Source organism: Streptomyces inhibens, from assembly GCF_022221585.1.
GTDB classification, from domain to species: domain Bacteria; phylum Actinomycetota; class Actinomycetes; order Streptomycetales; family Streptomycetaceae; genus Streptomyces; species Streptomyces inhibens.
In genome coordinates, this window is sequence record NZ_CP084681.1 from 5,358,132 (window position 1) to 5,377,606 (window position 19,475).

At 72.2% G+C, this 19,475-nt stretch carries 18 protein-coding genes; 11 read left to right on the top strand and 7 right to left on the bottom strand.

Features of this window, described 5'->3' with window-relative positions:
• Positions 1-88 precede the first annotated feature (88 nt).
• A complete protein-coding gene (locus tag KI385_RS24500; protein WP_238574277.1) occupies positions 89-2,197 on the top strand; it encodes a nuclease-related domain-containing DEAD/DEAH box helicase in 2,109 nt (702 codons plus the stop codon).
• A 151-nt stretch (positions 2,198-2,348) separates the two neighbouring features.
• A complete protein-coding gene (locus KI385_RS24505) occupies positions 2,349-3,062 on the top strand; it encodes an MSCRAMM family adhesin SdrC (protein ID WP_238574278.1) in 714 nt (237 codons plus the stop codon).
• A 164-nt stretch (positions 3,063-3,226) separates the two neighbouring features.
• On the opposite strand, the gene KI385_RS24510 is transcribed toward KI385_RS24505, so the two are convergent.
• Together KI385_RS24510 and KI385_RS24515 are read right to left on the bottom strand one after the other, a co-directional pair.
• Positions 3,227-4,099, bottom strand: coding sequence for an NAD(P)H-binding protein (locus KI385_RS24510; RefSeq protein WP_238574279.1), 873 nt, complete (start codon positions 4,097-4,099; stop codon positions 3,227-3,229).
• Entirely contained in the window at positions 4,081-4,536 is a 456-nt protein-coding gene (locus tag KI385_RS24515; protein WP_238574280.1) for a nuclear transport factor 2 family protein, read from the bottom strand. Before KI385_RS24515 ends, KI385_RS24510 begins: the two co-directional genes overlap by 19 nt.
• Before the next feature lie 105 nt (positions 4,537-4,641).
• Here KI385_RS24515 and KI385_RS24520 point away from each other — a divergent pair, with 105 nt between their 5' ends.
• Both KI385_RS24520 and KI385_RS24525 read left to right on the top strand, forming a co-directional pair.
• Complete coding sequence (locus KI385_RS24520) at positions 4,642-5,286, top strand: TetR/AcrR family transcriptional regulator (RefSeq protein WP_238574281.1); 645 nt, start codon at positions 4,642-4,644, stop codon at positions 5,284-5,286.
• Positions 5,287-5,288: 2 nt separating this feature from the next.
• Positions 5,289-5,531, top strand: a complete 243-nt coding sequence (locus tag KI385_RS24525) for a zinc finger domain-containing protein (protein ID WP_425357091.1) — start codon at positions 5,289-5,291, stop codon at positions 5,529-5,531.
• Here the strand turns inward: KI385_RS24525 and KI385_RS24530 are convergent.
• Together KI385_RS24530 and KI385_RS24535 are read right to left on the bottom strand one after the other, a co-directional pair.
• Positions 5,425-6,072, bottom strand: coding sequence for a hypothetical protein (locus KI385_RS24530; protein ID WP_238574282.1), 648 nt, complete (start codon positions 6,070-6,072; stop codon positions 5,425-5,427). The two genes, KI385_RS24525 and KI385_RS24530, sit on opposite strands and share 107 nt — an antisense overlap.
• 11 nt (positions 6,073-6,083) lie before the next feature.
• On the bottom strand, positions 6,084-7,706 hold the full coding sequence (locus KI385_RS24535; protein WP_238574283.1) for a hypothetical protein: 1,623 nt from the start codon (positions 7,704-7,706) through the stop codon (positions 6,084-6,086).
• A gap of 191 nt (positions 7,707-7,897) precedes the next feature.
• Here KI385_RS24535 and KI385_RS24540 point away from each other — a divergent pair, with 191 nt between their 5' ends.
• From KI385_RS24540 to KI385_RS24550, 3 genes are all read left to right on the top strand, one after another.
• Entirely contained in the window at positions 7,898-8,284 is a 387-nt protein-coding gene (locus KI385_RS24540) for a VOC family protein (RefSeq protein WP_238574284.1), read from the top strand.
• 137 nt (positions 8,285-8,421) lie between these two features.
• Entirely contained in the window at positions 8,422-9,234 is an 813-nt protein-coding gene (locus KI385_RS24545; RefSeq protein WP_425357092.1) for an ABC transporter ATP-binding protein, read from the top strand.
• Positions 9,231-11,801 (top strand): FtsX-like permease family protein, encoded by a 2,571-nt coding sequence (locus tag KI385_RS24550; RefSeq protein ID WP_238574286.1) that lies wholly within the window; start codon positions 9,231-9,233, stop codon positions 11,799-11,801. The genes KI385_RS24545 and KI385_RS24550 overlap by 4 nt, the downstream gene beginning before the upstream one ends.
• An 89-nt stretch (positions 11,802-11,890) precedes the next feature.
• Here the strand turns inward: KI385_RS24550 and KI385_RS24555 are convergent, their stop codons facing one another.
• Together KI385_RS24555 and KI385_RS24560 are read right to left on the bottom strand one after the other, a co-directional pair.
• On the bottom strand, positions 11,891-12,538 hold the full coding sequence (locus KI385_RS24555) for a response regulator transcription factor (RefSeq protein WP_238574287.1): 648 nt from the start codon (positions 12,536-12,538) through the stop codon (positions 11,891-11,893).
• Positions 12,526-13,722: a sensor histidine kinase gene (locus KI385_RS24560; RefSeq protein ID WP_238574288.1), complete on the bottom strand. Its 1,197-nt coding sequence runs from the start codon at positions 13,720-13,722 to the stop codon at positions 12,526-12,528. The genes KI385_RS24555 and KI385_RS24560 overlap by 13 nt, the downstream gene beginning before the upstream one ends.
• Before the next feature lie 188 nt (positions 13,723-13,910).
• Here KI385_RS24560 and KI385_RS24565 point away from each other — a divergent pair, with 188 nt between their 5' ends.
• Positions 13,911-14,075, top strand: a complete 165-nt coding sequence (locus KI385_RS24565; RefSeq protein WP_238574289.1) for a hypothetical protein — start codon at positions 13,911-13,913, stop codon at positions 14,073-14,075.
• Positions 14,076-14,148: 73 nt separating this feature from the next.
• Here the strand turns inward: KI385_RS24565 and KI385_RS24570 are convergent, their stop codons facing one another.
• On the bottom strand, positions 14,149-15,177 hold the full coding sequence (locus KI385_RS24570; RefSeq protein ID WP_238574290.1) for an Lrp/AsnC family transcriptional regulator: 1,029 nt from the start codon (positions 15,175-15,177) through the stop codon (positions 14,149-14,151).
• 130 nt (positions 15,178-15,307) lie between these two features.
• Between KI385_RS24570 and KI385_RS24575 the strand changes: the two genes are divergently transcribed.
• The 3 genes from KI385_RS24575 (at position 15,308) to KI385_RS24580 (ending at position 19,417) form a co-directional block, all read left to right on the top strand.
• On the top strand, positions 15,308-16,807 hold the full coding sequence (locus KI385_RS24575; RefSeq protein ID WP_238574291.1) for an MFS transporter: 1,500 nt from the start codon (positions 15,308-15,310) through the stop codon (positions 16,805-16,807).
• 371 nt (positions 16,808-17,178) lie between these two features.
• Positions 17,179-17,313 (top strand): hypothetical protein, encoded by a 135-nt coding sequence (locus KI385_RS43975; RefSeq protein WP_281066898.1) that lies wholly within the window; start codon positions 17,179-17,181, stop codon positions 17,311-17,313.
• A 259-nt stretch (positions 17,314-17,572) separates the two neighbouring features.
• Positions 17,573-19,417, top strand: a complete 1,845-nt coding sequence (locus tag KI385_RS24580) for an ABC transporter ATP-binding protein (RefSeq protein ID WP_238574292.1) — start codon at positions 17,573-17,575, stop codon at positions 19,415-19,417.
• The last annotated feature ends 58 nt before the right edge of the window (positions 19,418-19,475 follow it).

Below are 19,475 nucleotides of genomic sequence, written 5' to 3' on the forward strand. Positions count from 1 at the left end.
CCTCCCGTGCGCGCTACCACGTCATGTGCCACCGACCTATGGTTCATGACCCCGTGGACGCGGGGGCGAGCGGCAAGGGGGGCGAGCGATGGCGGCAGGGAGCCCGACAGGCAGGTCGGCCGGCAGTTCGGCATCTCGGCGAGCGCAGGAAGCCCGTAGGCAGGAGCGCCTGTTACGCGAACAGTGGCAGGCGGCCAGAAGGCAGGCCGAGCGGTGGGAGGCGGCGAGCGAGGGGGAGCGGCGGGTCGCCGCCCAGCTGCTGATGCTCACCGAGCGCGGCTGGCGGCTGCTGGTGGACCGGCGCTGGCCGGGCACCCGCGCGGCCAACGTGGACATGCTGCTGATCGGCCCCGGCGGCGTCTTCGTCATCGACGTCAAGAACTGGCGGGCCGCGCCCGAGGCCTCGGCCGGCCGGCTGCGCGCCGGCGGATTCTCCCGCGACGAGCACCGGCGCAAGCTGCTCGCGGTCACCAAGACCGCCGAGAGCGCGGTGGCCTCCTTGGGGATGTCCCCGGTGGCGGTGCGCCCGCTGATGGCCTTCGCGGGGCAGCGCGTCGACACCGAGCTGGGCCGGGTACGCCTGCTGGGCGAGCACGAGATCGGCCCGGCGCTGCTGTCGGAGCGCACCCGGCTGTCCGTCCAGTCGGTCCGCGCCCTCGCCGAACATCTGGCGCGGGCCTTCCCCGAGTACGAGGCCCCGCCCGCCGCCCGGCCCGCGGTCGTCGGCGCCCGCCCGCCGGACGCCGCGTCCGACGGCCTCTTCGACCTCGACGGACTGCGGGAGGCCGCGCTCGACGAAGCGCGCCGGGCCCCCATCGAGCAATGGATGACCTTCCTCGACCCCGACCAGCTCACACTGGTACGACGCAACTGGGCCGGCCCCGCCCGGATCAGCGGCCCGGCCGGCACCGGCAAGACCGTCGTCGCCCTGCACCGCGCCGCCTATCTGGCCCAACGCACCAACGGCCGCATCCTGTACGTCACCTTCGCCAACAACCTGCCCCGCGTCCAGGCCACCTTCCTCAAGACCATGGCCCCGGCGGTGGCGGACCGGATCGAGTTCCGCAGCCTGCACTCCTGGGCACAGGAGTACGTCAGCGGCCGCGGTGTCCCCGTCCGTCTGCACCGGAAGAAGGCGGAGACCGCCTTCAGCCTCGCCTGGAAGCACGTCGGCCGGGACAGCTGCCTCGCCGAGATCGATCCGCTGCCCCATTACTGGCAGGAGGAGATCAACTACGTCATCAAGGGCCGCGGTATCGCCTCCTTCGAGGAGTACGCCGCGCTGGTCCGCCGGCGCCGCCGCGCCGGTCTGCGCCGCCCGCACCGGCAGGCCGTCTGGGCCCTCTACGAGGCGTACGAATCCGAGCGCGTCGAGCGTGCGGTGCACGACTTCAACGACGTCCTCTCGCTCGCCCTGGCGGAGGCGGCCGGCCGCACCGGCCACGGTGCCTATACGGCCGTCGTCGTGGACGAGGTCCAGGACCTGACCCTGGTCGGGGTGCGTCTGCTGCACGCCCTGGTCGGCGACAGCCCCAACGGGCTGCTGCTGGTGGGGGACGGCCAACAGGCCGTCTACCCCGGCGGGTTCCGGCTCTCGGACGCCGGTATCGACATCCGCGGCGACCGCGGGCAGGTGCTGCGCGCCAACTACCGCAACAGCAAGGAGATCGTGGACACCGCGCTCTCCGTCGTTGCCGAGGACTCCTTCGAGGACCTCGACGGACTGCCCACCCCGGGCCGCCGGGACGTCGATCTGACCTACCACGACGGCCGGGTGCACCGCGCCGTGCTGCCGACCCCGGCCGCGCACGACGAGGCCCTGCTGGCCGCACTGCGCGCCCTGACACCCCAGCAGCTGGCCGACTCCGCCGTACTCTGCCCCACCCAGCGCGCCATCGAGCGCTACCAGCGCCTCCTCACCCGGGCGGGCATCCCGGTCTGCCCGCTGGACAGGTACGACGGGCACCCGGTCGCGGCCGTGAAACTCGGCAGCTACCGCCGCGCCAAGGGCCTGGAGTTCAAGCGCGTATACCTCCCCCGGTACGACGCGGGCCGGCCGGCCGACGCCCAGCACGGGACCGCGTCCGAAACCGCCCGCGAACGCGGCGAACTGGCCCGCAGTCAGCTCTTCGTCGCCATGACCCGGGCCCGCGACATGCTGTGGCTGGGCAGCGTCCGGCCACAACGGGAACGGTGACCCGGCGGAGCCGCTCTCCTCGATCGTCGGGTGAATGTGTCATAAGTACGGAATATTCCGATTCGGCATCGGGAACCCCCCATGGCGAAGTCCCGCAACGATCCCGACCTGGGCGCCGGACCGCCGCCCTGGCCGACAAGGAGTTCCGTAGATGCGACGCAAGACCGCTTTCCTTGGCGCGGCGGCCCTCACCACGGTGTTCGCCGTGCTCTGCCCGCTCGGCGCCCATGCCGCCACCGGCGTCATCACCTTCCACACCCGGCCCGGGAACAGGCCGCACGAGATCCTCGATCCCGGCGACGACCACTGCTACGGCCTGGGGGACGCCTACGGCGAGGTGGACAACGACACCGGCGTCGACCTCGTCCTGTGGACCTCCCGCGACTGCACCGGGAACGCCCTGGCCACCGTGCCGGCCGGTACGGCGGCCACGATGGGGCGGTACGGCAGCCTGCAGCTGGCCGAGGTGGAGCCTTCGGACGAGTCCGACTCCCAGGAGCCTTCCGACTACCGCGATCCCTCGGACTCCCAGGGTCCCTCCGACTCCCGGGATCCCTCCGATGCTCCGGACGAGTCCTACGCTCCGGATCCCTCCGACTCCGGGGACCCCTCCGACTCCCGGGACCCTTCCAACTCTCAGGACCCCTCCGACTCTCAGGACCCCTCCGACTACCAGGACCCTTCCGACTCTCCGGCCGATGCCGAGTCGCCTGCCCGGTCGAACTCCCCGGCCGCCCCCGACCGTCCGGCCGTGTCCAGCTCTCCGGCCACCTCCAGCTCGCCGGCCCGCTTCCGTAAGCCGACCAGGCCGGGCGCCCGCGCCCACGTGCTCACCCCCTCCGCGAGCGACTCGCCCGCCGGGTAGCAACGCACCGTGCCGACCCGGCGGCACACCACACCTGTAGCGGCCGCCCGCGCGCCGGCTCGTTGGTGACCCAGCGAATGGCGCCGGCGTACGGGCGGCCTCACCAGGCCTGATGGTCACCAGGCCTGATGGTCACCAGGCCTGATGGTCACCAGGTCTGTCGGTCACCAGGCCTGTTGGTCCGCGAACGCCCGGAAACTGCGGGGCGGTTGGCCGGTGATGCGCTCGACGGTGTCGGTGACGCGGTCCTCGGCGCCCTCGGCGATGGCCCGGTCCAGGCCGGCCAGCAGTGCGGCGAACTCCTCGGGCATCTCGGCGGCCAGCCGGTCGCGCTGCTGCTCGTAGGTGAGCGGTCGGTGGCGTACCGGCCGGCCCGTGACCGCGGTGAGGGTGGCGGCGATGTCGTCGTAACTCAGGGCCTGGGGGCCGGTGATCACCAGGTCGGGGCCGGGCGGCGCCGGTTCGTCGATGAGGGCGTGCACGGCGACGGCGGCGATGTCGTCCGCGTCGACGAACGCGACACGGCCCGTGCCTGTAGCGGTCAGGATGGTGCCGTCGGTGCGGACGCCCTGGGCGTGCGGATGGCTGCCGGTGAAGTTCTGCATGAACCAGGAGGGCCGCAGCACCACCCACTCGTCGAACAGGTCCGGGAGCGCCGCGTGCACCTGGCCCACCCCCGGGCCACCGGCGGGCAGGGCCGAGGAGCTGAGGAGCACCACACGGCGCACACCGGCCGTACGGGCCCGCTCCAGGAAGGGCAGCATGACGGCGGCGGGGTCGGGTGCGGCGACCGGCGGCACGAGGTAGAGCCGGGCCGCTCCGTCCAGGGCGCGGTGGTGGGTGGCGGGATCGTGCCAGTCGAAGCGGACTGGCCGGGCGCCGGCCTGCTGGGTGGGGTGGCGGCCGGCGGCCCTGACGGGGATTCCGAGCGCGGTGAGCCGGGGTACGAGGCGGCTGCCGGTGTTGCCGGTGGCGCCGGTGACCAGGATGGGTTCGCGGTCGCTCATGACGACTTCACTCATGACGACGTCGCCCATGACGACTTCACCTCGGCCATGGAGGCCGGGACGGCCAAGGGGTTCCAGTAGTCGCGGTAGTGCGTGATGCGACCGTTCCTGACCGTCACCACGGCGATGTAGGCCATCTCGTACGGCGCACCGGTGGCCACGATCCGCCCGGTGGCGCGCATTTCGACGACGATGGTGTCCGGGGCGTCGGTCCGGTGGATCTCCAGGTGGGGGAAGTCCTGGAGGTCGATGTGAGTGGGGTAGTCCCGCATGTACGCGGCGACCGCCGGCCTGCCGTCGAGCCGCTTGGGGAAGCCGTCCGGGGCGAAGGGGAACTCGAAGACGGCGTGGTCGTCGCACAGCGCCACCCAGCCGTCGATGTCCTTGTCGAGGAGCAGACGTAGGCCGTGGCGGTAGAGGTCTGTCGGTGTGGGTGGTGCGGTCGGTGCGGTGTTGCCGGTGCTCATGGGGGTGCCTCCTCGCCCCTACACTGGGGCGCTATATGGACCGCTGGTCCGCTTGACTTCGACTATACGGACCGTCGGTCCGCTTCGTAAAGGGGAGGGCTGATCATGGCCGAACGCAAGGCGCGTGCGGACGCGCTCCGTAACCGCGAGACCGTTCTGGCGGCGGCCGACGAGCTCTTCGCCCGCAGCGAGAGCCCCCGCAGCGTGTCGATGGACGAGATCGCGGCGGCGGCGGGCGTCGGCAAGGGCACGCTCTTCCGGCGGTTCGGCGACCGCACCGGTCTGATCCGTGCGGTGTTCGAAGCCCGGATCGAGCCGCTGCGGCATGCCGTGGAGGCGGGTCCGGCCCCGTTGGGGCCCTCGGCCCCGCCGCGTGAGCGCGTACCGGCGCTGCTCGACGCCGTCCTGTGCTTCAAGCTCGACAACCGGCATCTCTCCCTCGCGCTGGAGGAGGCCGGCAGCGGCAGCCCGTATCAGGCGGCGCATTACGCGTGGTGGCACGGCATCCTGCGGGACCTGCTGGAGCGGATGCGCGACGCGACGGACGGTGCTGCGGGTGGCCCTGCGGACGGCACTGGGGATGGCACTGCGGCCGGTCCGGCTCCGGAGAGCGACTTCACGGCGCACGCCCTGCTGGCCGCCACCCGCGCCGATCTGGTCGAACACCTCGTCGGCCAGGAGGGGATGGACCGCGAGCGGATCAGGGCCCGACTGGCGGCCTTCGTCGGCACGGTCCTGGGTCAGGGATAGGGATCACGGGGCACCGTGACGACGTCGGTGCGGTGTGCCCGCGCTGCGGCGAGGCGTTGCGCCGCACCCGCCTCGCGGGGCGCGGGGCGGTGTGGTGCCCCCGCTGCCGGCCCGAACAGCCGCACTGGCCCACGTGCGTCAGGCCGCCTCTCCCGCTTCCGCCTCGCCGGCCTCTCCCGCCTCTTCCTCCCTGCACCACGCCAGGTAATCCGCCACCACCTCGGGCGGGTTGGCCGCCTCGGTGAGGGTCTCCTCGTACCCCGCGCGGTACATGTCGAAGAGCACGATCGGAACGGGGCGGCCGAGGATCTCCGTGATCCGGCCGCTGGAGTGCAGATGCCGTGCCAGGTCGATGCAGGCCTCGTCGAAGTGCAACTCCAGCAACTCGTTCCGGACGCTCACCTCGTCGTCATCGTCGTCATCGGCCTCGCCCTCGTCGCCCCCGTCGTCCTCGTACCAGAGCCCGAGCTCCTTCACCTCGGCGGTGTGCAGGGCGGCTCCGGTCGGGTCGGCCGGATCGTGGCCGATGACCCCGGCGATCTCGTCCAGCGGCCACCACGCGTAGTTCCAACGGGCCTCATCCGGATCAGGGTCCCGCTGCTCTGCCGGCACCCGTCGTAGCTCGTCCTCGGTGTTGTAGCCGATCGCGAGATACGGATGGCGGTCGTCGAACGAGTCATTCCGCCAGATCCGGAACGAGACCACATAGATCTGCGGTCTGAGCGCCTCCGGAAACGCCTCCAGCGCCCGCGCGCCCATGCGTCGCATGTGGTCCTGGAACGTCATGTCCCCTCCCCCTATGACAAGCGCGAACACGTCTGGGACAAGCCCTGGCTGTAGCGGCTCAGGACATCCCGAAGCCTGTACTTCTCTCCCCGCCGCAGCAGCGCGCGGAGTTCGTCGGGCGGAGAGCTGACGACGCAAACCCCCTCGTCGTCCTCGACATCCTCGTCGTACTCGTCGTCCTCAACCGAGTCCGTGTCCGTGTCCGTGTCCGGGTCCGCGTCCGTGTCCGTGTCCGTGTCCGAGTCCGCGTCCGCGTCCTCGCCCTTGACCAGGAATGGATCGTTGGGGAGGTCCTCTTCGGCTTCCGGACGGCACTGCCATACCGCTCCGCACAGCCTGACCTGGACCTCTCCGTAGTACCAGGCCGCGCCGACAAGAAACGGCTCGTCCTCCCGGGCGATCATGTCCTTATAGGTGCTGAACATCTCCCGCACCAGTGCTTCGAGCCGGTCCAGAGACTCCGCGGAGAAGTCCCACACCTCTTCCCCGCCGGCCTCTTCGGCCCACGCGGGGAAGGCCGCCTCCCGCTCGGCCAGCCAGGTGTTCAGCCGCGGATTGTCCCCCCAGTCCGGCCTCTCCGGTACCTCTCCCCGTACCGGCTCCCACCCCGGATGCCCCGCCCGATACGCCTGAACCGCCTCCCGGACCCTGTCGTAGAGGGCCGTGAACTCCCGCCCGGTGCGCGCCCGGATCGCGTGATGGGCCACCAGCCGCGGGGCGATGGCATCGAGCCCCAGGGCCGGGTCGGGGATGATCACCGCGGTGCCGTCGGAACGCAGCGCGGGATCCGCGTACCAGCCCCACCGGCCGCCCGCCAGCCGCAGCAGGACCTCGCCGAGGTAGGCCGGGTACTCATGGAAGCTGTCATCGTCCGAAGCCGGGGTGTCGCGGTGGTGGTCCTGCAGCAGTTCGGCTTCCACACCGGCAAGCGAGCCGGGGGTGAAGTCCCGTTCCGGGTGGGGCCATTCCATCGCCTCGGAGAGCGTCTCCAGCTCTTCGAGCCAGTCGTGCAACGCGTAAATGTCCGAGCCGGTCTCGTTCACGGCAGATATCTCGTAGCCGGGGGAGAGGTCACGCAACGCGTCCACGCCGGGTGTGGGGCGCCGCGTCGGCCGCCAACCGGGGTGTTTCTGGGCGTGGCGCTCGGCCATGCCCAGAAGATGGCGGTGGGACTCGATCAGGTCCGTCCCCCAACTGCCCGCCCGGCAGGCGTGGTCGATCATCGCCATGGGCACTACGTGGTCTTTCACCACCACGTGGGGGTAGGTCCTTGCCAGGGCCGCTACGCGGTCCTCCGCGAATGCGGGGTCGAGCCCGATGACCGGCTGCGGCCCGTACATTTTCGTACGGGCCCACGCCCACTCGCCGCCGATCGTGTCGAGAATGATCTCCCCTACGTAGGCGCAGGCGTCCAGGGCGATCCCCGAGGCATCCGGCACCGATTTCTCCCGGAACCTGCCGAGCAGGAAGACCTCCAGAGGTTCCAGCGAGTCCGGGGCAAGATCGAACGGAAAACCGGTGGGGAGATGGATCTTCCGAAGACGTTCCAGCCGCTGGGATACGGAAGCGACCCACTGCTCGATCCGTTGCTGGGGTGTGCCGCTCGGCGGACCTGGGTGCGCGTCATTCTTCATACCGGCCGAGCCTAATGAGCCGCCTGGATCAGCGGGCCGCATCGCCGAACACGCCGGCCTGCACCCCGAGATCGGCCCCGCAGCGCGCCCCGGCCAGCCGTGACGACCCGAGCCGCACTGCCTAGGTCATCGTCCGTCCTAGTTGGCTCGTAGCGTCGCTCGCATCGATGGGAGACAGGAGTGGGAACGGCATGACCGAAGAGTTCGACAAGGCGACCCGGGCGGCCCGGGTGAAGTGCGCCGCCTTCTGGGGCCACAGCGGCAAGGCGCTCGCCGACTTCTACGCGGCCGCGCTGGGGTGGCGGGTCACCCAGACCTACGGCGACACCGCGGCAATGATCAGCGATGGCACGACGAGCTATGTCTTCTACACCGCCGAGCAGTTCAAGGCTCCCAACTGGCCGGCGGATGAGCTCGTCTTCCATCTCGATCTGGCCTTCGACGATGTCGCGGCGGCCGAGCGGCGGCTGATCTCACTCGGCGCCACCAAGCCGGAGCATCAGCCCGGCGGTGCGCACTGGACGGTGCTGCTGGATCCGTCGGGCCAGCCCTTCTGCATCAGCGCCGCCCGGTCGTAACGGCCCGTTGGCCCCCACGTCCTGGTGGAGTCCGCTACACCACCAGGACGGGACCGTGCTCTCTCCCCGGCGCCCGCATTCGTTTCTAGCGTTCTCGGTGGCTTGGCGATCTGTCCGACCACTGAGAGGGCGTGCGTATGTTCGGGCGGCGGTGCGGTTCCGCGGCAACCGGTGCGAAGCGGGGGGACCTGGGCCTGGAACGCACACCCGATGCGCTCACTTTGGCCGGGGTCGGGCGGGAGTACCGGCGGGGAGTGGTCGCGCTGCATCCCGTCGATCTCGCGGTGCCGCGTGGGCGGTTTCTCGCCGTCATGGGGCCGTCCGGGTCCGGGAAGTCGACGCTGATGCAGTGTGCCGCCGGGCTCGACCGGCCGACGGTGGGGACGGTGCGCATCGGCGGTACGGAGCTGTCCTCGCTCAAGGAGGCCGCGCTCACCCGGCTCCGGCGGGAGCGCGTCGGGTTCGTGTTCCAGGCCCACAATCTCGTGCCGTCGCTGAGCGTCGTGGAGAACGTCGCCCTGCCGTTGCTGCTCGGGGGCGAGGACGCGGGCGAGCGGGCCCGGCGGGGGTTGGCGGCCGTCGGGCTGGGGGAGCGGGGCGAGGCCGCGCCGTCGGAGCTGTCCGGCGGGCAGCGCCAGCGGGTGGCGATCGCCCGGGCGCTGGTCACCGGGCCCGACATCGTCTTCGCCGATGAGCCCACGGGGTCGCTCGATCCCGCCACCGCGCAGGACGTGCTCGCCCTGCTGCGGCAGGCCGTCGACCGCGACGGCCACACCGTCGTCATGGTCACTCACGATCCGGTCGCCGCCGCCTGGGCGGATGCGGCGCTGTTTCTCGTACGGGGGCGGGTCGTCGACCGTCTGGAGAGACCGGAAGCGGCCCAAGTGCACGAGATCATGCGGGACTTGGGGCGTGAGCAGCGTTACGGGCGTGAAGGGTGCGCCGCATGAGCGTGACCAGGCTCCTCGCCTCCCGCGCCGCGCGAACGCATCGCCGGGCATGGGCCGCCGTCTTCGCCGCCCTCGTCCTCACCTCCCTGCTGCTCGGCACGTTCGGGCTCACGCTCGCCTCGGCCGCGCTCGGGCATCCGCGCGTGGAGCGGTACGCGGCTGCCGATCTCGTCGTCGCCGGGGACCAGAACACCCGCTTCACCGCCAAGCCGTGGGGCAGCGAGCCGGAGACCGCGGAGGCAGGGCTCACCGAGCGGGTGCGGGTTCCGGAGGCGGCCCTCGCGGTGGTGCGGAAGGTGCCCGGGGTGCGGGTGGCCATCGCCGACGAGGTGTTCCCGGTAGGGCTCGGCGGGGGGAAGGCAGCCACCGGGCGGCCCTGGGGCGCTGCCCGGCTGGCGCACGGTGCCGTATGGGAGGGGCGGGCACCGCAGCGTGCCGGAGAGGTCGTGGTGAGCGGCGGGGCCCGGGTGGGTGAACGGATCGCGCTGCGTGCGGGTGGCGCCGGGGCGACGTACTCCGGGAACTCTGCGAACTCCGTGTACTCCGTCGTCGGGGTCGCGGGTGGCCCGCGTGACACCGTCTACTTCACAGGGAGCGAGGCCCGCCGGCTGGCCGGGCACCCGGGCTCCCTGGACGCCATCGGGATCGTCGCCGAACGCGGCGTCGGGACCGACGAGCTGCATACGCGGGTACGGCATGCGCTGGACGCGGCCGGTCTGGAGAGCGTCGGGCGGCGCGCGGACGGTGACCGGGCCGCGCTGCGCGTACTGGCCGGGGACGGGCGCGGTGGCCCCGAGTTCCTGGCTGCCGGGCCCGCCCGCACGGGCCTGCTGATGCTGCTCGGCTCGGTGGCCTCCACCGTCGTCCTGATCGCGCTGCTCGTGGTGTCGTCCACGGTGGTGCAGGCGCTCCAGCAACGCGCCCATGAACTGGCGCTGTTGAGGGCGGTCGGGGCGACGCCGGGGCAGCTGCGCGGTGCGGTGGGCAGGGAAGTGGGGCGGGTGGCGGCCCTTGCCGCGCTGGTGGGGGCGGCGGGCGCGTTCCCCGCGTACGTTGCCCTGCGCGGGCTGCTGGACGCCCGCGGCGCACTGCCCGCCGGCCTTGAACTGCCCCTTCCGCCCTGGCTGTGGCCCGCGCCGCTGGTCACCGCGGGAGTCACCGTCCTGGTGGCGCGTCTCGCGGCGTTGATCGCGGTGGCCAGGACGGCGAACGTGCGGCCGGCGGAGGCGCTGCGCGAGGCGGCGCCCGGCAAGGGGCGCCAGGTCACCGGGTTGGTGCTGCTGGCCATGGGGGTGAGCTCGGCGGGGACCGCCACCTTGCTGCACGGCGAGGCCGCGGCCGCCGCGGCCGGGGCGGCGGCGGTGACGATGGTGATCGCCTGCGCGCTGCTCGGGCCGTGGATCGCCGAAGGTGCGATGCGGTTGCTCGGGGCGCCACTACGGCGGTTCGGCGGGCCCGGCGGGTGGCTCGCCGCCGCCAACTGCACGGCGGCGGCCCGCCGTTCGGGTGCGGCCATCACCCCCATCGTGCTGGTCACCGCCTTCATCGGCGTACAGCTCTCGGCGGGTGCCACGCTGACGCACGAGGGGGCGGCGCAGGCCGGCCGGGCGCTCCGGGCCGATCTCGCGGTGCGGGCGGACGGCGGGCCGCCGGCCGGTGCGGTGGAGCGGATCCGGAGGGTTCCGGGGGTGCGGGCGGCGACGGACGTCGTACCCGGCACGGTGGTGCTGGCGCGGCGGGCGGCCGGTTCGCCCGAGCTCGACCGGCTGCCGGTGCTCGGTGTCACGCCCGAGCGGCTGACGCAGACGCTCGATCCGGGGGTGCGCGAGGGGACGGTACGCGCGCTGCGGCCCGGCACGGTCGCGGTCGGCGAGGACCGGGCGCGGTCGCTCGACGTACGGCCCGGGTCCACGGTGACGCTGCGCTTCGGGGACGGGGTGCAGGCGCGGCTGCGGGTCGTCGCGACCTACGAGCGGTCGCTCGCGCTCGGCGACTTCCTCTTCGCGCGGGACGAGCTGCTGCGGCATGTGTCGGGTCCGGGGGAGGGGCGACGCGTGCTGGTGCGGACCGCATCGGACGGTGACCGCGGGGTGGTGGAACAGGCGCTGGTGGCGGCGGTGGCGGGGGCCCGTGTGGAGCGGGGGCCCGAGCCGGTGCAGGTCGCGGCGGAGGACCGGGCGCTCGGCGAAGTGGTCTCGGCGGCGGCGGTCTCGGCGGTGGGGGCCTTCACGGTGATCGCCGTGCTGAGCACACTGTCGCTGATCGCGATCGGACGGCGCCCCGAACTGCGGTTGCTGCGCCTGGCGGGGGCGGGGCGCCGGCAGCTGCGCCGGATGCTGCGGCTGGAGGCGGCGGCCACGGCGGTGACGGGGCTGGTCGTGGGGGCCGGGGTGGCCTCGGTGCCGCTGCTGGCGTTCAGCCTGGCGATGGCTCGTACGGTGCCGTATCTGCCCGCGGTCCAGGGTGTGCTGATCGTCGCGGTGGTGGCCGTGACGACGGGGGCGGGGGCGCTGCTGCCGCTGCGGGAGACGCTGCGGGGGCGGTATCCGGCGCGGCAGCGGGGGTGAGGCGGGCCGGCGCCCCGGGGCAGGCAGCAGTTACCCCCCGTCCCGGCCCACGTCCAAGACCCCGTCCCGGCCCACGTCCAAGACGACGTTCAGGACGCCCCGTTCACATACGCCAACACCGCCAGCACCCGCCGATGCCCGCTGTCGCTCGGCGGCAGCCCGAGCTTCGCGAAGACATTCCCGATGTGCTTGCTGACCGCCCGGTCCGACACCACCAGCAGCTCCGCGATCGTGGTGTTGTCCCGGCCCTCCGCCATCAGTTGCAGCACCTCGCGCTCGCGCGGCGTCAGGGCGTCGAGCGGATTGTCGCGGCGCCGGGTCAGCAGCTCCGTCACCACCTCCGGGTCCAGCGCCGTACCGCCCGCCGCGACCCGTTCCAGCGCGTCCAGGAACTCGTCGACCCGCCCCACCCGGTCCTTCAGCAGGTAGCCGACCCCGCTCGCGCCGCCGCCCAGCAGCTCGGCGGCGTAGGTCTCCTCCACGTACTGCGACAGCACCAGAACCGGCAGGCCGGGGATCTCCCGCCGGGCCGCGAGCGCCGCCCGCAGCCCCTCGTCGCGGAACCCGGGCGGCATCCGCACATCCAGTACGGCCACGTCCGGCCGGTGGGCGAGGAGCGCGGGCAGCACCTCGGGCCCACTGGCCGCGACCGCCACCACCTCGTGTCCGGCGGAGGTCAGCAGCAGGACGATCCCCTCCCTCAGCAAGGCGTTGTCCTCAGCGATCACCACGCGCACGGCAGCTCCACTCCGATCACGGTCGGCCCCCCGACGGGGCTGGTCACTTGCACGGTCCCGTCGAGCGCCGCGACCCGGCGCCGGATGCCGAGCAGCCCGCTGCCGCCCGACGCTCCGCCGGAGGCGCCCGCCGGGGAGGCGGTCTCGGCGCCGCCCCGTCCCTCGTCGCGTACCGAGACCGTCAACAGGCTCGCCCTACGGACGAGTTCGACGGCGGCCCGGTCGGCTCCGCTGTGCTTCGCGGCGTTGGTCAGCGCCTCCGCGACGACGAAGTACGCGGCCGCCTCGACCGCCGCCGGGGCCCGCGGGCCCTCCTCCACCCCGTCCGCGCGCACCGCCACATCGAGCCCGCTGCTCGCCGCGAGCGCCCGCACCGCTCCCACCAGACCCCGGTCGGTGAGGATCGGCGGATGGATGCCGCGGACGACGTGCCGCAGCTCGGTGAGGGCCTCCTCGACCTGGTCCTGGGCGTCGTCGAGGAGTTTGCGCGCCGCCTCGGGATCCTTGTCGTACGCGCGCCTGGCCAGCCCCACCCGCATCGACAGCGCTACCAGGCGGGCCTGCGTGCCGTCGTGCAGATCCCGTTCGATACGGCGCAGTTCGGCACCGTGCGCGGCGACCGCGCCGGCCCGGGTGACGGTGAGCTCCTCGACGCGCTCGGCGAGCTGCGCGGTGTGCCGGTGCTCCGGCGACGGCAGCAGCAGCGCGCGCGACCAGGCCGCGTCGAGGTCGGCGAGGCGGGTGATCTGCGGCAGCACGACGGCCCGCCGCCCCAGCAGCCCGCACCACACGCCGTCGACGAGCAGGCCGATGACCCAGAGGGGCAGCGAGATGTACGCCAGGAACCAGCCGTAGCCGAAGTGGACGGCGAGCCAGCGCAGATCCCGGTACGTACCGGGGTCCCCGGTCGCCGTACGCACCCGCTCGGACAGCGTGCCGGTGAGCGGCAGATAGGCCTCGGGGACCGCCTCGCCCGTCCAGGCCGCCACCCGGCGCCGCTTGAACCCGGCCATCCGACGCAGCATCAGGACCGTCTCGGGCAGCACACCGGCGCCGACCACGATGACCGTCGCGACGGCGGTGAACAGCAGTACGCCGAGGAAGAGATACGACACCAGGGCCAGCCCGGCCGCCGTCAGCAACTGGACCGTGGCCCGCCCCGCCCGTCGTACTGTCTCCCCCATGGTCATCAGGCTATGCGACCGGGCCGCAGGGCGCGGGCGAGCGTGCTCCCCGGCGTTGGTGTAGCGCGCTACACCAACGGTTCGGGGGAGCGCTCCCTCGAACCGGCGGCTTGGTGACGGCATTGTCGGTGGCAGAGATTCACCGCTCCCCGTTTCAAGGAACTCCCGTGGAAGGAACCCCAAAAAAAATGAAGGCCCTGCTCTGGTTCGTGCTCACCGTGGCCCTCGTCGTCAATGTCTCCACCAGCTTCGCCTTCGACGGCGTACAGCAGGTCCTGATCAGCGTGACCAGCGGCGTCGTGCTCATCGCGTCGGCGGTGGGGCTGTTCCTGATGCGCGGCAAGCGGTCCTGAGGCCGTACGACCACGGCCGGGGTGGTGCGGCGCCGGGGGGTGGGGGTCGCCCGCCCCAGGCCGCCGGCAACGGTCACCCGGACCGTGGGGGCAGTCGCCGGCCCTCCCTGGCCGGCGCGATCGGGCCCGCGCCCTTGACGGTGCGCAGCACGGGTGCGGTTTCGAGGGTGTGGATCGCGCCGAGGGTGCCGAGGCGGTGGGTGAGGTAGTCGTGCAGGGCCGCCGGGTCGGGGCACAGGGCGTGGGCGACCAGATTCGTACGGCCGGTGGTGGCGGCGACGAAGGCGAGCTCGTGGTGCCCGGCCAGGGTGGTGGCGACCTGCTCCAGGTGTGCGGGGGTGACGGTCATCCACAGCAGCGCCTGGGTGGTGGCACCGAACCACGCGTCGTCGACCTCGACGTCGAAGAAGATCACGCCGCCGGCCTGCAGGGCGGTGAGGCGGCGGGCGACGGTGGCCGGCGACCAGCCGGTGGCCACGGCCAATTCGGCGTGGCCGGCCCGGCCGTCCCGCTGGAGCGCGGTCAGCAGGGCGTGGTCGGCGTCGGTCAGTGACTGCCCGGCGGTCACGCGGCCGCTGTCCTCGGGCGCGAGTTGGCGCTGCTGCCGGTCGGTCAGGGTGCCGGCGCGGCCGCGCCAGGCGGTGGGGCCGCCCAGGTAGCTGTGGAGCAGGTAGTGCGCGGAGACCGTGGTGATGCCGGCGGTACGGGGGATGTCGTGCAGCAGCAGTGAGTGGCCGCCGGCGCCGCCGGCCGGGGTGTGGACGACCGCGATGATCTCGGTGCCGCCGGAGGCGAGCTTCACCCAGGAGGTGTCCGCCCGCCGGGCCAGCGCATGGGCGAGATCCTGGGCGCTGTGCGGGCCGGCGGTCAGCCGTACGAGCCACTGGGCCCGGCCCGCGCGGTGCGGGTCGGCGAGTCCGACGACACGGAGCGCGGCATCGGCGCGCAGCCGCCGGTAGCGGCGGGCGACGGTCTGGGTCGATACGCCGAGCACGGCACCGATCCGGCTGAAAGGCGCCCGCCCGTCGATGTGCAGCGCATGGATCAGACCGCGGTCGACCTCGTCCAGCATGGCTGGGTTCCGCCTGGCTGTGGCATGCATGGATAAATCCTTCATCCTTTCCGGCTCCATGGAACAGATCGGCGATCTCTGCGCCACAGATGGAACGCCGACAGTACGTGGCAGCACGCTCGGCCGCGAAGACACCACTCGCTGCCGAAGGGAAGAACACATGCCGAAGGACCTGTCGGCGTCGCCGGGCGCGCCGTACCACCGGCGCTGGGCCGCGCTCGCGGCCTTGCTGGCCGCCGAGGCGATGAACCTGCTGGACTCCACGATCATGACGGTCGCCGCACCGGTGATCCATACCGACCTCGGCGGGCCCGCCTCCGACATCCAGTGGTTCAGCGCCGCCTACACCCTGCCGTTCGCCGTCCTCCTGATCACCGGCGGTCGACTCGGCGACATCGCCGGGCGAAAGCGGGTCTTCCGGATCGGTGTGGCCGGATTCGTGCTCGCCTCGCTGCTCTGCGCGCTGGCCGTCTCACCCGCGATGCTGATCACCGCGCGGGCCGTCCAGGGCGCCGCGGCCGCCCTGGTCATCCCCCAGACCATCGGTCTGATCCGCAGCATGTTCACCGGCGACGAACTGGCCAGAGCCATGGGCAGCATCGGCCCGGTCATGGGCCTGTCCGCGGTGTGCGGGCCCGTTCTCGGCGGGGTGCTGACCCACGCCGATGTACTCGGCTCCTCCTGGCGGTCGGTCTTCCTCGTCAATCTCCCCCTGGGGCTCGGTGTGCTCGCCGCGGCACCGCTCCTGCGCGAGGACCGGTCCGCCCGGCGGCCGCGGCTCGACCTCACCGGTACGGCGCTGGCGGTCCTCGGTACGGGTTTGCTCGTCCACCCCCTCATCGAGAGCGACAGGGCCGGCGGGTCGCCCCGGGCCTGGGGAACCCTCGCCGCCGGCCTCCTGGTCATGGTGGTGTTCGGGCTTCACCAGCGTCGCCGTACGCGGCGGGGCGGCAGTGCACTCGTCGAGGCCGGTCTGTTCCGGGACCGCGGCTTTCCCGCCGCGCTGGCCGCTTCCGTGCTGTTCTTCGCGGTGGTCAACGGCCTGATGGTGGTCGTCGTGCTCCAGCTCCAGCTCGGGCCGCACACTGACGTCCGCTCGGCCGGCCTCACCCTGCTGCCGTGGTCGTGCGCGATGGCGATCGCCTCTTGGATCGCGGGCGCCCGCCTGGTGCCCCGCAGCGGCTCCCGCGTGATGTTCGCCGGGCTCGCCGCCCTGCTCGGCGGCGCACTGGCCGCCATCGCCGTCTACGCCACGAGCCCGGCCACGGCATACCCCTGGCCGCTGCCGGCCGCCCTGGCGGCGTGCGGGCTGGGACAGGGGCTTTTCGCCGTCCCGTTCTTCACCACCGCCCTCGGCCGGGTCCGCCCGCACGAAACCGGCTCGGCGGCCGGTCTGCTCAACGCCGCTCAGCAGCTCGGCGGCACGCTCGGTGTCGCCCTGCTCGGCACCATTTTCCTCCACGCCACGGCTCTCGGCCCGCCGACCGGAGTCACCACGCTGAGCGGCGCCCGTAGCGCCTTCTGGGCCGCCGTCGGCCTCATCGTCGCCACCGGCGTGGCCGCGACGTTCATGCGGCGCCCCGCTGCCGTGGCCGAGCCGGTGTCAGCACGGTCGGTGTCAGCGCGGCCGGCGTCCGCGAAGGGCGAGCGGCTCGACTGACGGCCTCAACTCCCCTCCCCACGTGGGGAGGTGGCGGAGAGTCGAAAGGTGGTCGACGGGCAGTTGACGCGTAGTCGGCAGGTGGTCGGCAGGTAGTTGGTGTGCACAGGTAGGCGGATTTTCCAGGGCCGACCGCTGTCGACCGCTCCCGCCGTGCGGTATCCGGAGAGTTACTCAGCGGCACTCTTCGCAGGTAGATAAGGGGCGTATCCGCCCATATCTGAATTTTCACGCATATCGCCTTGTTGAAGGTAGGTATGCGTCGTAGCTTGGGAGTTGAGGCGCTGGAAACGGCGCACCACAAAGCAATCAACGCAGGGAGGCGAGCATGAGCTTCCGGAATGTTTTCCCCAGGCGCAGGCGCCACGACGATGACTGGTACGGCGGGCGCGGAGGGCGTCGCTTCGGCGGTCGCGGTCGCGGGCGCGGGCGCGGTCGCTTCGGCGGTCGCGGACGCGGTCGTGGTCGTGGTCGTGGATTCGGCTACTACTGACCAACGGCCCTGAGTGCGGGGCGGGCTCGCGTACATCGCGAGCCCGCCCCGTCGGTCAGGAGCCCGTACCGTCTGCACTGCGTCTGATGGCGGTCAACAGCCCAACTCCGGTCAACAGTGCGCACTGCCCGACCTGACGTGGCGACCCTATGCACCTGCACAGCTCACGCCGGCGCTCAGCACGCACTGAGGCGCCGCCCCAACAAGGCAGGGATCTCCTGTCCGTTGGGCAAGATTCTTCCTCCGGACATACCTCTGACACGACCGGCGATATGCCCAACAAGGGCGAGGGCCGTGTACTCCGGGTCCCGACGGCGGACGCCCCGATCCGCACCAGGAGGGTCAGCGTCAAGGAAGCCTGGCGGCGCTTCTGGCCGCTGACGAAAGGTGACCGACGCTGGCTGATCCTCATCTTCGTCTGCGCCATCGTGGCCGCACTCGCGGAGACCGTCGCGATCCTTCTCTTCGCCGAACTCACCGACAACGCCCTGCAGAAGGGGTCGGTAAGCGCTTTTTGGACCCCGGCCGGCCAGTGGCTCGCCGTAGCCGTCGCCGGCGCCGTGGTCGGATACCTGGGCAGCTCCCTCGCGGCCTGGACCGCCGAACGCTTTGTCATGCGGCTACGGGCCCGCGTCTTCGCCCATCTCCAGACGCTGCCGCCACACTTCTTCCAGCGCAATCGCCGCGGTGACCTGGTCGAGCGGATGACGGGCGATGTGGACGCCATCGAACAGCTCGTGGTCTCCGGCCTGGTCCAGGCGGCCACGGCCCTGTTCGGCGTCCTCTTCTACGCCGCTGCCGCCCTCTGGCTGCGCTGGGACATGGCGCTCGCCACCTTCGTCCTGGCCCCGCTGTTCCTGATCACCACCCGCCGCTTCACGGGCCGTCTCAAAGAGGTGTCCCGCCGGGAACGCGCGGCGGACGGCGCCATCACCTCGGTTGTCGAGGAGGGACTGGTCAACGTCGTCCTGACCCAGGCCTACAACCGGCAGCACGACGAGGAGGAGCGGCTCCGCCGCGAGGCGAGCAGCCAGCTGAGGGCATCGGTGTCCAGTGCCCGCATCAACGAGTTCTACGAGCAAATCGTGGAGGTCCTCGAAACGCTCTGCGTCCTGACGATCATCGGCCTGGGCGTATGGGAGATCGCCGCGGGCCGGATGTCCCTCGGAGAGCTCCTCGCCTTCGCCGCCTTCATCGGCTACCTCTACCCGCCGATCCGTTCCCTGGGCCAGCTGGGTCTGATGGCCACCGAGGCGACCGCCGGAGCCGCACGACTGCTGGAGATCCTCGACGTCCGGCCCGCCGTCACCGACCCGGACCCCACCGCCGTCGCCACCGCACCGCACCGCGCGGCCGGCGAGGTCGAAGCACGCCGGGTCACCTTCTGCTACCCCGGCAGCCCCGACGCGGCTCTCCGGGACTTCTCCTTCACCGCGGGCCCCGGGGAGATCCTGGTCGTCACCGGCCCCAGCGGCGCCGGCAAGTCGACCCTGGCCGCGCTGCTGCTCAGGTTCTACGACCCCGATGCCGGCAGCATCCACCTGGACGGCATCCCCGTGAACCGGCTGCCGCTCGTCCACCTCCGCCGGAACATCACCCTCCTGCCCCAGGAAACCCTCGTCCTGCACGACACCGTCGAGGAGAACATCGCCTGCGGACGCGACCACGCCACCCACAGTGACGTCGTACAGGCCGCGCAGGCAGCCGACGCCGACGAGTTCATCTCCGCCCTTCCGGACGGCTACCAGACCGTCATCGCCCCCGGCACCGCCCGGCTCTCCGGCGGCCAGCTCCAGCGCATCGCGATCGCCCGCGCCATGCTCCGCGACGCCCCCGTACTCATCCTCGACGAGCCCACCACCGGCCTGGACGCCCTGGCCACCCAGCGCATCATCGCGCCACTACGCCGCCTCGCCGAAGGCCGCACCACCATCGTGATCACCCACGACCTGGACTTCGCCGCCGACGCCGACCACATCCTGGTCCTGGACCAAGGCCGCCTGGTGGAATCGGGCACCCACCCCCAACTCCTCGACCAACACGGCCTGTACGCGACGCTGTTCCACGCCCATCCCCCGTCCCGCAACGGCACTTCGCATACTGCGGTGCGGCCGTAGGGGGGCGCTGACGACAGGGGAGCCCGGGAGCTCTCGGGGGACTACGGGGCAGCCCGGG

Coding starts and splice junctions, on each gene's coding strand:
- KI385_RS24520 (WP_238574281.1), top strand. CDS start 4,642: ATGGCCGAACGCAAGGCGCGTGCGGACGCGCTCCGTAACCGCGAGACC.
- KI385_RS24565 (WP_238574289.1), top strand. CDS start 13,911: ATGAAGGCCCTGCTCTGGTTCGTGCTCACCGTGGCCCTCGTCGTCAAT.
- KI385_RS24575 (WP_238574291.1), top strand. CDS start 15,308: ATGCCGAAGGACCTGTCGGCGTCGCCGGGCGCGCCGTACCACCGGCGC.
- KI385_RS24540 (WP_238574284.1), top strand. CDS start 7,898: ATGACCGAAGAGTTCGACAAGGCGACCCGGGCGGCCCGGGTGAAGTGC.
- KI385_RS24550 (WP_238574286.1), top strand. CDS start 9,231: ATGAGCGTGACCAGGCTCCTCGCCTCCCGCGCCGCGCGAACGCATCGC.
- KI385_RS24560 (WP_238574288.1), bottom strand. CDS start 13,722: ATGGGGGAGACAGTACGACGGGCGGGGCGGGCCACGGTCCAGTTGCTG.
- KI385_RS24570 (WP_238574290.1), bottom strand. CDS start 15,177: ATGCATGCCACAGCCAGGCGGAACCCAGCCATGCTGGACGAGGTCGAC.
- KI385_RS43975 (WP_281066898.1), top strand. CDS start 17,179: ATGACTGGTACGGCGGGCGCGGAGGGCGTCGCTTCGGCGGTCGCGGTC.
- KI385_RS24515 (WP_238574280.1), bottom strand. CDS start 4,536: ATGAGCACCGGCAACACCGCACCGACCGCACCACCCACACCGACAGAC.
- KI385_RS24545 (WP_425357092.1), top strand. CDS start 8,422: ATGTTCGGGCGGCGGTGCGGTTCCGCGGCAACCGGTGCGAAGCGGGGG.
- KI385_RS24535 (WP_238574283.1), bottom strand. CDS start 7,706: ATGAAGAATGACGCGCACCCAGGTCCGCCGAGCGGCACACCCCAGCAA.
- KI385_RS24505 (WP_238574278.1), top strand. CDS start 2,349: ATGCGACGCAAGACCGCTTTCCTTGGCGCGGCGGCCCTCACCACGGTG.
- KI385_RS24530 (WP_238574282.1), bottom strand. CDS start 6,072: ATGACGTTCCAGGACCACATGCGACGCATGGGCGCGCGGGCGCTGGAG.
- KI385_RS24500 (WP_238574277.1), top strand. CDS start 89: ATGGCGGCAGGGAGCCCGACAGGCAGGTCGGCCGGCAGTTCGGCATCT.
- KI385_RS24510 (WP_238574279.1), bottom strand. CDS start 4,099: ATGGGCGACGTCGTCATGAGTGAAGTCGTCATGAGCGACCGCGAACCC.
- KI385_RS24580 (WP_238574292.1), top strand. CDS start 17,573: ATGCCCAACAAGGGCGAGGGCCGTGTACTCCGGGTCCCGACGGCGGAC.